This window comes from Zavarzinella formosa DSM 19928 (genome assembly GCF_000255705.1).
In the GTDB taxonomy this organism is placed as follows: domain Bacteria; phylum Planctomycetota; class Planctomycetia; order Gemmatales; family Gemmataceae; genus Zavarzinella; species Zavarzinella formosa.
Map to the genome: position 1 here is coordinate 385,458 of NZ_JH636440.1, position 10,332 is coordinate 395,789.

The window sequence follows — 10,332 nt, forward strand, 5'->3', positions numbered from 1 at the left end:
AGTTCGAGCAAACGTGGGGCGGCAAATATCCGACCATCGGAAGGCAATGGCGGCTGCACTGGAACGACATCATCGCCATGTTCGAGTTCCCTCCCGCGATCCGCAAGGCGATTTACACGACGAATGCGATTGAGTCGGTGAACAGCGTGATCCGGAAGTTCACGCGGAACCGGAAGCAGTACCCGAACGCGGAGTCGGCGCTGAAACTGGTTTACCTGGCGATCCATGAGGCATCGAAGAAGTGGACGATGCCCATCGTTGGCTGGAAGGCAGCCTTGAACCACTTCGCCGTGATGTTTGAAGGCCGGATGCCCAAGGCCACCGGCCAGTGACTGCAACTACCGTTCCCTACAACCCTGACACAAAAGAAATTACAGGCCCGATTTCCTTTTATCTTTCATCTTAATGTTTGATGAAGTCCTTGTATCGAGTCCTTGTCAATCAAAGCGTCCGCCCCCTAGAATGGCCTCGGTTGTTTCCCCCCACGAGGTCTCCTCTCCTTGGAGTATGCGGGCATGTTGCGTTACGCTGCCATGATGATGATTGCCGGGCTGTTGATGGTCTCCGTTTTGCCGGGCACGGCGAATGCCGAAAACGACATCGAAGGTTTGATGAAGACGATCGCCGGGGGCAAGGGCGGAGCCCACAAGGTGCTGAAGAAGCTGCTCGCCACTCCGGAAACGGATTGGGAAAAGGTTTCCGCCGAAACCAAGAAGTATGCGGAAGCGACCGGCAAGCTCGGCGCCACCAAGCCGGAAAAGGGCGACTCCAAGAGCTGGGAAAAGCTCTGCAAGGAATTTGACGCCGCCGCCAAGGAACTGAACGCCGCCGCCACCAAGAAGGACAAGAAGGCCGCCGACACCGCTTACGGCAAGCTGTCGGAATCCTGCGAAGTGTGCCACGAAGCCCACCGATAAGTAACGTTTTTCCGCTTTCGGAACATGACACCCGTCCCGGTTTTGCACACGCAATCCGGGGCGGGTGTTTTTGTTCGCATGTCACTTCAAACTCGTTTACAATCCCGCTTCCGCATTCCGAAATTGGAGAATCTCCCATGCGTTCTTTGGCGTCTCTCATGTTCCTCGGCGGCTTGTTCAGCCTCGCCCTCCTTTGCCGGCCAGGCGCCGGATTGGCTGAGGACAAACCTTCTACTGAAGGATTTGTCTCAATCTTCGACGGCAAAACGCTCACGGGTTGGAAGGTAAGCGCCAAGACCGGGCACAGCGGAACCACCAAAAACAAGTCCGGTGGCAAATGGATTGTGGAAGACGGAGCCATCGTCGGTTCGCAGGACGTGCCCGGCAACGGCGGGATCATCATCACCGAGAAGGAATACGGGGACTTTGAGGTTGTTCTGGAAATGAAGAACGACTTCGGCCCGGATAGCGGCCTGTTCCTCCGCAGCACGGACACCGGAAAGTGCTATCAGGCGATGATCGATTACCACGCCAACGGAAATCTGATGGGCGTTTATGGCGAGGGCATCGGCGGCAAACCACACGTCCGCAACTTTGATTTCGGGGCAAAGGTGACCGAGATCAAGCCGAAAGAAGCTCCCTTCAAACTGCCAGTGGCCCCGGAAAAGTGGCCTGAATTCTGGAAGCACGGCGAATGGAACGAATTGCGGGCACGCATCGAAGGCAACCCGCCGAAGATCACCACTTGGATCAAGGGAGTGAAATTCATGGAATTTCAGGACACAGAAAAGCGTCTGGCCGACAAGGGTGGCATCGCCCTTCAAGTCCACGGCGGCGGCGACTACACCAAGGAATTCGTCCGATACCGCAACATTCGCGTGAAGGAACTTGGAAAATAGGCGTCGTTCCCCGGCCGCCCCTCGCCTTCCAAATTGACCAACACAACCCGATGAATCGGGTTGTATAATGTGGTAACATCGTCAACAACAGTTCTTTCGTTTCTAACCCCCCGGATCGGGGAGGATTCAACACATGCTCTCTCTTCGACGCCGATTCGCTTTTGGCGTGCTCGCTCTGGCGGGAATGGCCGGGCTGGCCAGTTCCGGGAAAATCATTGCCCAAGACAAAGACAAAAAAGACGACGTTCCCGACACCGTTCTGAGTTTTCCGACCAGCGACGGCCTGGCCATCGGGGCCATGTGGTATCCCGCGAAGGACAAACAAAGCGCGGATGCCGTGATGATGTTCCCTCGGCCGGGTGGGGTCGTCAACAAGCAAATGATCGAACTGGCCGAGGCCTTGCAGGCCAAAGGTTTTGCGGTGCTGCTGTTCGATTTTCGCGGGTGCGGCATGAACGGCCCGGCCCCCAAAGGCAAAGAGCCCCTTCCGGACCCCTTCTACCTGAAGGGTCGCGGCGAGCGGATTCTTGCGGACGGCAGCCAGTTCTTTGCGGACCAGTTCAACAAAGGCTCGTTTCAAAGGGCCACCGTCGAAAAAGTCGGGCTGAACTACAAAACATTTGGGGATCGCCAAAAGGACGCCATCTACAACGATTTGCAGGCCGCCCGCTTTTTCCTGGATCGCAAGAACGACTCCAGGGTCTGCAACACCAACCGCATCTGGATTGTGACGGAAAAAGAGGGCTACCAAACGGCTCTCGGCTTCATCGCCATTGAAGCGCACCGCAACACGATTTTCCCCGAACAAAACGTGGCCGCCGTCATCGATCCGACCAAGGCCGCCAAGGATTACGCGGGCATCGTTGCTTTTTCTCCGAACGAAAACTCAGTGGTCGCCGGCATCCAAATCAACCGGGGATTGAAGAACCTGATTGATCCGGACACGAAATCAGCCGTGGAGCATATTGATCGCCGGATGGCCATCGTATCCGTTTACGGCAAGACTGAAGGCCCTGGAAAATCCAAAGCGATCGTCAACCGATGGGTGACCGGCTCGGACGATGAATTGAAACGGAAGTTCAAATACTTCGTCGAAGTTGACAATTCCAAGATGAAGGGAACCCCGACCGGCTTTGACATGATGGACGCCGCCGACAGCGCGGGCATCAAAACGAAACTGGTCGATCAACTCACCAACATTGCCAAGGTCGGCCAGGACTTCGGCAAAGACGACACCAAGCGCAATGCTTCCGAAACCAAACTCATCCCCCGGTCGCCGGTCATGACCAGTCGATGAAGTAATTAGGGTTTAAGGGATAGGGTTTAGGGTTTAGGAAACAGAGTTTGGGGTGGGAACAAACTTCCAATTAAACGACAAAGGGCCGGTTCCACCATGAAATGGAACCGGCCCTTTGTCGTTTTCTGCTAAACCCTAAACCCTAAACCCTAAACCCTAAACCCTAAACCCTATTTCAAGAGATCAGCCAGCGGTTCCTTGATCGCGTCAGCCCAGATTTGGTAGCCCTTTTCGGAGAGATGCAGCATATCCGGCATGACGGCCTTTTCCAAGCCGCCATCGGCGTTGAGGAACTTCGGCCCGATGTCGAGATACTTCACCATCTTGCCGTCATCCAGTTTCGAGATGATCTTGTTGATTTCGCCGATCTTCGGGTTCTGTTTTTCCTTGGGAGCCACTTCTTCCTTAAACCCGCTTGCCCTCGGGAACACGGCCAGCAAAAGAATCTTCATTTCCGGGCGTTGCTTGCGAAGTTCGGCCACGTCAGCCTTCACGCCTTCGGCAATTTGTTCGGCTGTGTTCGATGCGGCGTTGTTCGTGCCGATCATCAGCACGCAGACCTTTGGGGTGATCCCCTCCAGTTCCTTGCCTTCGGTGAGCCGCCAGAGAACGTCCTGGGTTTTGTCCCCGCCAATGCCGAAGTTGGCCACCTTCATTGATTCGTAGGTGCTTGCCCACACCTTCTTGCCGCTGTTACCCCAGCCTTCGGTAATCGAATCACCGAGAAACAACACTTGAACATCCCCCTTTTTCGCCCTCTCCACAAAGCTCAAATGCAATTTGACGGACCTGGCATCCTTCCGTTCGTTGGGAACGATGGCGCTATTCTTGGGGGTGTCCTTCTTGGCGGGATCTTTGGGTTCGGTCTTGGCTTCCTGCTTGGTTTCGGTCTTGATGTCCTTCTTAGGCTCCTCGGCGACGCCGACGAGGGTGATGGCGGTCGCGAAGGCGAACACGCCTGCCAGCAAACGAAACTTGGTCATCTGAAAAACTCCCGGTGTTGGATTGGAGGGATTATTCAACCACGCGGGTTAGACGAATGCAACAAAGCAGTTCATCACTTTTGCAAAATGAGTTTGTTCCGGCGGGTGATGCGGAGACGGTAGCGCACGCCATCGAGTTCCAGGCAGATCTCCCGCCGTTCGCCGAAAAGCTGCGAGACATCAATCACCGGGGCGTCGCCGCTCTGCGGTTCGTTGGTTTGATCCTCGTCGGATTCGTGATGGTCGGTCATCGGGTTTGACTCGGTCCTTGGATATCGCACCGAACTAGTTCTAACTCTGTTGAGACACAGTGTCAACAAGGAAAATTTGCCAACAATTAGTCAAATGATCATTGATTTCGCGAAAACCAAATCTCAATCAAGAGAATTTGCCTTGGCTGAATTGAGTCCGGAAGTTTATGCACAACAAAGACTTAATCATCAAATGTTCTTCCCCGTTCTGGTCAATTTTTCGCTGGTTACTTGCCGTCCCAAAAGCGTACTGTTATTGTTTCATTACTGCTGAGACATTGTCTCAGTGAAAATTTGACAACTTGAGATTGCTCAGCTCCCGCCGCGGGTTCTTCCGCTTCCGTTCGCCATGCACCTCACCATCCCAAAAGGAGTGTCGCGCATGCGAACGTCTCGTCGAGCCTTTACCCTTATCGAACTCTTGGTGGTGATTGCGATCATTGCCATTCTCATTGGCCTGCTCCTGCCGGCCGTGCAGAAAATCCGCGAAGCCGCGAATCGCATGAAGTGTTCCAACAACCTCAAGCAGATCGCCCTCGCCTCTCACGGATACCACGACACCTACGAAAAATTCCCGTATGCGGTCATGTACTTCCAGACGGGCGAATCAACCGCGAGTTACGTCACCGGCTGGATTCAATTGATGCCGTTCCTCGAACAGGACAACGTGGCCAAAAAGTGGAACCCGAAACTCCCCCGCAACAGCACTGATGACTCCGATGGTGACGGCTACACCAACGACATGCTTCAGCGGATGCCGATCAAGACCTACACCTGCCCCTCCATGTCTCAGCCCTCAGCCGCCAACGGCGGATCACTTGGAACCGCCCCCGAGACCCGCGCCCCGTCGAGTTATGTCTTCTCGGCCGGCACACCGACGTGTTACGAAGCCACTTACGGATCATGGGCGAGTTTGGCGTGTGACGGGGTGATTGTCCCGATTCGTAACAAGGCCTACTCGGCGGATCCCACCCAGCGCGACCAATGGGGCAATTCGCAAGTAAACATCGCGGGCATCACGGACGGGACTTCCAACACCTTCCTCGTCGGCGAATGCGACTTCAAACCGGCCGGGGTTTCTTCGGCTTACGGGCCTGTCTGGGCATACGGCTATCTGTACAACTGGACCGGCACTTTCGCCCCGCTCAACAAACACGACGGTGTTTACTCGGGGGCGAACTACGGGACCTTCCGCAGCGAACACACCGGCGGGGTGAATTTCGCCTTGGGTGACGGCTCCGTGCGGTTCGTCCGCGATTCGATCAACGCCACGACCTACGCCTCCCTCGGAACGCGGGCCGGTGGCGAAGTCCTCACCGATTTCTAATCCTCGAAACCACGGAAAGCGGCGGGGATAAACCGCCGGATCACGAGGTCCGTTTTCTCGTCGCTTTCCGTTTCTTTGTCGAAGACAATATTCACCAGACTGTACTTCAAAGGATGATTTCAATGAATCGACTGTTTGCCATCACCCTGCTGGCCGCGATTCCCTTCGCGGCCAGCGCTGAATCCCCGGCGGCCGCCACCGCCGCCCTGCCGGAACTTCCCCGAGGCGTCTCTAGCTTCGGGGCCGTCACCGTCGGCGATTATCTGTACGCCTACGGTGGTCACGCGGGCAAGGCTCACACCTACTCGTCGGACACCACCTCCGGCGACTTCCACCGGCTGAACCTGCTGAAACCCGAAAAATGGGAAAAGCTTGACGGCGGCGTCGCCGTGCAGGGAACCGCCCTTGTGGCTCACGGCGACAAGATTTACCGCGTCGGCGGCTTGCAGCCCATGAACAAGAAAGAAGAAAAGACGGACATCCGCTCGCTGGCGAGCGTCTCGGTGTACGACACGAAGGCCGGCAAATGGGCCGAAGCGGAACCGCTGCCGGAAGCCCGGTCGTCCCATGACGCCATCGTCGTCGGCGACACCCTGTTCGTCTTTGGCGGCTGGCAACTCAACGGCAGTTCCGCCGCCGGCAAGTCTGTGTGGCTCAATCACGGCTTGTCCCTCGACCTGTCCAAGACCGGGGCCAAGTGGGAGATCGTCAAGCAACCGTTCCAACGCCGCGCCCTGACGATGGCCGCCTTCGACGGCAAGGTGTGCGTGATCGGCGGCTTGGGCGAAAAGTCCACGGACGCCGGGATCAACATTTATGATCCGAAGTCGGCCACCTGGTCCACCGGCCCGGCCATCCCCGGCGACAAGATGAACGCCTTCTCCCCGTCAGCCGCCACGCTCGACGGCAAGCTCTACCTGACCCCGAAAGACGGCAAAGTTTACCGGATGACGGAAAAGAAAGACGCTTGGGAAACCGTTGGCGAATTCAAGCAAGGCCGTTTCGTGGCCCGCATGGTCGGCCACGGCAAGAACCTGATCGTGGTGGCCGGCGCCTCCCCCGCCGGGATGCTGGCTTCCTTGGAAGCGATCGTCCCCGCAACCGTTGGCAAAGTTTCCGCGCCGGCAACGGCTGAAAAAGTTCAGTAAGCCCATCCGCTTTGGTTTTGCCTCACGCAAGTTGTTAAACCCAAGAGCCCCACTGCGTCAGCGGTGGGGGTAACTGTCATACGCAGAAAACAACCCCCATCGCTAACGCAATGGGGCTCTTGGGAACTTGGCCAGTGATCAAAACCACAGCCACATATTTGCCCAGCCTGTGCCTCAGCCCCGATTCTTACCACCCTTGATAATCAGGAGATCTTCTGATGTTCCGAGCTCTATCCGTCTCCGCGCTGGCCCTATCCATCGTGGCCGTCGCCCAAGGCCATTTTGCGTTCATCGTCCCCGAGAAGAGCGGCGGCACCGCTCAAGTCGTCTTCAGCGATGATCTGGGTCCGGATGAAAACGTCCCGATTGAAAAACTCAACGGCATGAAACTTCACCTTCGGGCCGATGGCAAGCTCACCCCGCTGACGTGGAAGGCTGAGAAGCACTCCCTCGTGGCGACAGTTTCCGGCAGCGGCAACCGCGTGTTGGTCGGGCATGTGGACTACGGCGTGATGCAAAAAGGGGACGCCAAGCCCTACCTGCTCCGATACGAGCCGAAGGCCGTCATTGGCGATCCGTTCGCGGGCAAGGCAGACGAAAAGGCCACTCTTGAAGTCGCCGCCACCGGCAAGGCGGGCGAGTTGAAGTTCGTCGTCACCGCCGCCGGGAAGCCGGTGGCCGAGGCCGAGGTGAATGTGATGTTGCCCGACGGCACGAAGCAAAAGGTGAAGACCAACAAGGAAGGCACGACCCCCGCATTCGCCGCCGCCGGCCGGTATGGTTTGTGGACCAAGATTTCCGAGCAAACCGCCGGAGAACTGGGCGGCAAGAAATACGAGGAAGTCCGCACCTACGCCACCTTGGTCATCGACGCCCCGGCGTCAGGAAAGTAAAACCCATGCCGTCTCCCGATGAGTTCGTTCACGCCGCGTTGGAATGCTTCCACGAGGACGACTTTCCGGAAACCATCCGGGTCTGTCACCGGGGGCTGGACCAACATCCGGACACCGGCCGCCTGTGGGAAATCCTCGGGCTGGCCCACTGGATGCGCGGCGAGATCCAAGCCGCCCTCTCGCCGCTGGAGACGGCCAGCCTTTATGTCCCCTTGCAACCACTGGCCCAACTGGCCCTCGCGGCCGCTTATGCTTGGGCCAATAAACCAGATTTGGCCCGCACGGTCTATAAGCATCTGGCCGACTGCCCCGGTTTCCCGGTTCCGCTCATGCCCCGCCTCGCGGCCGGATTGGGCCGGATCGGGGAAAACGAGGCCGCCTTGCTGGTCTGCGAAAAGCTCGTCGAACTACGGCCGGACTACCATCCGGCTTGGTTCGGAATCGCCTTCTATCGCCGACGATTGGGCCGGCCGGTCCACGAAGCCACCGACCCGCTCACCTGAGCAATGAGACTGGCCCCGGACGTGGAGATGTATCGCCTCAATCTCTCGGCCTGCCTCGCCCAAGCCGGAGACTTCTCGGCCGCCTACCGCGTGGCCGAAAGCATCCAAGTGGCTGGCATCGACTGTCCGCACTGGCTTCAACTAATGCTCCCCGTCTTCGCTTGGGCCGGCGACGACCACCGAGAACGCGAATGCCGAATCGCCCTCGACTATCTCCGGGAAGACCCGGACCACGACGGCCCTTGTTCCCGCTGCGAATGACCATTGCCAAACGCCCGACATATTTTGGAATTCACATGAAGAACCACCCTCGAATCCTGTCTCCCATTGCGTTGATCGTCCTTGTGTCTTCCGTGTCGGCTGAGTCATCGCCGGGGGCAAACTGGCCCGCCTTCCGAGGCGCCGGAGACGGAGTCACCCCGGCGAAAAACCTCCCGGCCGAATGGGCGCCGGACAAGAACATCGGCTGGAAGATCGACCTGCCGGGTTACGGCCAGTCCGCCCCGGTGGTTTGGGGGAATCATGTGTACGTCACGGCGGTCAGTGGTGACAACCGAGAAAAAGGCTTCGTCCTGGCATATGACGCCACCACCGGCAAAGAACTCTGGCGGCATGAATTCGAGACCACCCAAAAAGCCAAGTGGGGCTACACGATCAGTCGCGGAGCACCGACGCCCTGCGCGGACGCCAATGGCTTGTACGCCTTCTTCGAGGGGGGCAATCTGATCGCCTTCACCCATGAGGGCAAGGTTCGTTGGGAGCGTTCGCTGGTGACCGATCATGGCGAGTTCAAGGGAGGCCACGGCGTCGGCTCCTCCCCGGCCCAGACGGCCGACACGCTTTTCTTGCTAATCGATCATGCCGGCCCCTGTTACTTGCTGGCCGTGGAAAAGGCGACCGGCAAGACGAAATGGAAGACCGATCGCACCGGGAAAATGTCGTGGACATCGCCGGTGATCGCCATGACCGGCGGGCATCCGGTGGTGGTGGCCAGCAGCAACGGAAGCGTGGCCGGTTATGCCGCCGACACGGGCAAAGAAGTCTGGCGTGTCGATGATGTCACGGGGAACACTATTCCATCGGCCTCCGTTCTGGGAGACGTGGTGTTGGTGGGCGCCGGGGCCAATCGAGGCGGCAAAGAATCGGCCAAGGAAACGAAATCAAACTGCTGCCTGAGCCTGACCTCCGCCGACGGCAAGCCCGGCATCACCGTCAAATGGACGGCCAAGCCCGGACTGGCCAGTTATGCCACGCCGCTGGCCCATCAAGGGGTTGCGTATTTTGTCAACGAAGTGGGCGTCATCTCCGGACATGATCTGCAAACCGGCAAATCGCTGTTCTCCGAACGCACCGCCGGACCATGCTGGGCTTCTCCGATCGCCGCCGGTGATCGCGTATATTTCTTCGGCAAAAACGGCACAACCACTGTGTTGAAAGCCGGGAAATCTTTTGAAGTGATCGCCACCAACAAACTGTGGACAGACACGCCGAAGCCGAAATCAAAGACCGAAGAAAAAGAAGGCTCCCGGTCCTCCGGCGGCGATTACGCCGACCCAGTCCTGTATGGAGTGGCCGCTGCCGACAGTGCTTTCTTCGTCCGCACCGGGACTTCGTTGTATCGGATTGGGAAGTAAGGATAGTCCCGGCGATGGGTGATGAATTTCAAACGGCCATCGCCCGTCGGGTAATCGTTGAATCACTGGAAGTCGCGGTACCCTCGCTGGCGCGTTTTGAAGTTGCGCTTTTTGCTGAGGAGAGTGGGCCGGGATAGAAAAACGAGACTCCCCCGGCCGGATCGGTTGGGCCGTGAGGCCGGGTGATCACCAACCGGAAGGAGTCTCGGTCATGATTGTGCAAGAAGGACTCCCCGGAATCAAACAGTTTCTTCGTCCGGCCGGCCTGAGTCCCCGGGCGCTCGGCCTGGTGATTCGTTGCGTGGCGGCGTTTTGTTTGCATTGGGGGCGCATGAGCGCCTCGCAAGCCTCGGGGTCGGTGGCCTCGGAGCCGCGTCATCGCGCCCAGATCAGCCGGTTTCTCGGCCGCAAGGGCCTTCGCCAACGGCCGCCGCTGGCTCTGGTGCGGGACCGGATGCTGGCGTTGGAGCCGGCGGGGGG

13 protein-coding genes are annotated in these 10,332 nt (G+C 58.1%); 11 read left to right on the plus strand and 2 right to left on the minus strand.

All coding sequences use genetic code 11. The features are described 5' to 3' along the window. The 4 genes from BGIM_RS67090 to BGIM_RS0112435 all read left to right on the plus strand — a co-directional run. Window positions 1–332, plus strand: a 332-nt coding sequence (locus tag BGIM_RS67090; protein ID WP_020474142.1) for a transposase, incomplete at its 5' end; no start/stop codon positions are given. 183 nt (window positions 333–515) lie between these two features. Next, window positions 516–917 (plus strand): cytochrome c, encoded by a 402-nt coding sequence (locus tag BGIM_RS0112425; protein WP_020470095.1) that lies wholly within the window; start codon window positions 516–518, stop codon window positions 915–917. 137 nt (window positions 918–1,054) lie between these two features. After that, on the plus strand, window positions 1,055–1,816 hold the full coding sequence (locus BGIM_RS0112430) for a 3-keto-disaccharide hydrolase (RefSeq protein ID WP_020470096.1): 762 nt from the start codon (window positions 1,055–1,057) through the stop codon (window positions 1,814–1,816). A gap of 133 nt (window positions 1,817–1,949) precedes the next feature. Beyond that, a complete protein-coding gene (locus BGIM_RS0112435) occupies window positions 1,950–3,113 on the plus strand; it encodes an alpha/beta hydrolase family protein (RefSeq protein ID WP_020470097.1) in 1,164 nt (387 codons plus the stop codon). Window positions 3,114–3,283: 170 nt separating this feature from the next. Here BGIM_RS0112435 and BGIM_RS50065 read toward each other — a convergent pair whose 3' ends face one another. Together BGIM_RS50065 and hemP are read right to left on the minus strand one after the other, a co-directional pair. After that, complete coding sequence (locus tag BGIM_RS50065; protein WP_020470098.1) at window positions 3,284–4,096, minus strand: GDSL-type esterase/lipase family protein; 813 nt, start codon at window positions 4,094–4,096, stop codon at window positions 3,284–3,286. Window positions 4,097–4,170: 74 nt separating this feature from the next. Then, on the minus strand, window positions 4,171–4,347 hold the full coding sequence (hemP, locus tag BGIM_RS60310) for a hemin uptake protein HemP (protein ID WP_020470099.1): 177 nt from the start codon (window positions 4,345–4,347) through the stop codon (window positions 4,171–4,173). A gap of 382 nt (window positions 4,348–4,729) precedes the next feature. Between hemP and BGIM_RS0112450 the strand changes: the two genes are divergently transcribed. From BGIM_RS0112450 to BGIM_RS64800, 7 genes are all read left to right on the plus strand, one after another. Further along, the gene (locus tag BGIM_RS0112450) at window positions 4,730–5,674 is read left to right on the plus strand and encodes a DUF1559 domain-containing protein (RefSeq protein WP_020470100.1); all 945 of its coding nucleotides are present in this window, start codon (window positions 4,730–4,732) and stop codon (window positions 5,672–5,674) included. A gap of 122 nt (window positions 5,675–5,796) precedes the next feature. Further along, window positions 5,797–6,822 carry a Kelch repeat-containing protein gene (locus tag BGIM_RS50070; protein WP_052639785.1) on the plus strand — a complete coding sequence of 342 codons (1,026 nt, stop codon included), beginning with the start codon at window positions 5,797–5,799 and terminating at the stop codon, window positions 6,820–6,822. Between the two features lie 218 nt (window positions 6,823–7,040). Continuing rightward, a complete protein-coding gene (locus BGIM_RS0112465; protein ID WP_020470103.1) occupies window positions 7,041–7,715 on the plus strand; it encodes a hypothetical protein in 675 nt (224 codons plus the stop codon). A gap of 5 nt (window positions 7,716–7,720) precedes the next feature. Further along, on the plus strand, window positions 7,721–8,218 hold the full coding sequence (locus BGIM_RS0112470) for a tetratricopeptide repeat protein (protein ID WP_020470104.1): 498 nt from the start codon (window positions 7,721–7,723) through the stop codon (window positions 8,216–8,218). 27 nt (window positions 8,219–8,245) lie between these two features. Further along, a complete protein-coding gene (locus tag BGIM_RS0112475) occupies window positions 8,246–8,479 on the plus strand; it encodes a hypothetical protein (protein WP_029629985.1) in 234 nt (77 codons plus the stop codon). A gap of 35 nt (window positions 8,480–8,514) precedes the next feature. Then, entirely contained in the window at window positions 8,515–9,852 is a 1,338-nt protein-coding gene (locus tag BGIM_RS0112480; protein WP_063607886.1) for an outer membrane protein assembly factor BamB family protein, read from the plus strand. 211 nt (window positions 9,853–10,063) lie between these two features. Further along, window positions 10,064–10,332: hypothetical protein (locus tag BGIM_RS64800; RefSeq protein ID WP_040888804.1), on the plus strand; the 269-nt coding region annotated here is incomplete at its 3' end.

Excerpts from the sequence above, each read along its gene's own strand:
- BGIM_RS0112425 (WP_020470095.1), top strand. The coding sequence starts at position 516 with ATGTTGCGTTACGCTGCCATGATGATGATTGCCGGGCTGTTGATGGTC.
- hemP (WP_020470099.1), bottom strand. The coding sequence starts at position 4,347 with ATGACCGACCATCACGAATCCGACGAGGATCAAACCAACGAACCGCAG.
- BGIM_RS50065 (WP_020470098.1), bottom strand. The coding sequence starts at position 4,096 with ATGACCAAGTTTCGTTTGCTGGCAGGCGTGTTCGCCTTCGCGACCGCC.
- BGIM_RS0112480 (WP_063607886.1), top strand. The coding sequence starts at position 8,515 with ATGAAGAACCACCCTCGAATCCTGTCTCCCATTGCGTTGATCGTCCTT.
- BGIM_RS0112475 (WP_029629985.1), top strand. The coding sequence starts at position 8,246 with ATGTATCGCCTCAATCTCTCGGCCTGCCTCGCCCAAGCCGGAGACTTC.
- BGIM_RS0112470 (WP_020470104.1), top strand. The coding sequence starts at position 7,721 with ATGCCGTCTCCCGATGAGTTCGTTCACGCCGCGTTGGAATGCTTCCAC.
- BGIM_RS0112450 (WP_020470100.1), top strand. The coding sequence starts at position 4,730 with ATGCGAACGTCTCGTCGAGCCTTTACCCTTATCGAACTCTTGGTGGTG.
- BGIM_RS50070 (WP_052639785.1), top strand. The coding sequence starts at position 5,797 with ATGAATCGACTGTTTGCCATCACCCTGCTGGCCGCGATTCCCTTCGCG.
- BGIM_RS0112435 (WP_020470097.1), top strand. The coding sequence starts at position 1,950 with ATGCTCTCTCTTCGACGCCGATTCGCTTTTGGCGTGCTCGCTCTGGCG.
- BGIM_RS0112430 (WP_020470096.1), top strand. The coding sequence starts at position 1,055 with ATGCGTTCTTTGGCGTCTCTCATGTTCCTCGGCGGCTTGTTCAGCCTC.
- BGIM_RS0112465 (WP_020470103.1), top strand. The coding sequence starts at position 7,041 with ATGTTCCGAGCTCTATCCGTCTCCGCGCTGGCCCTATCCATCGTGGCC.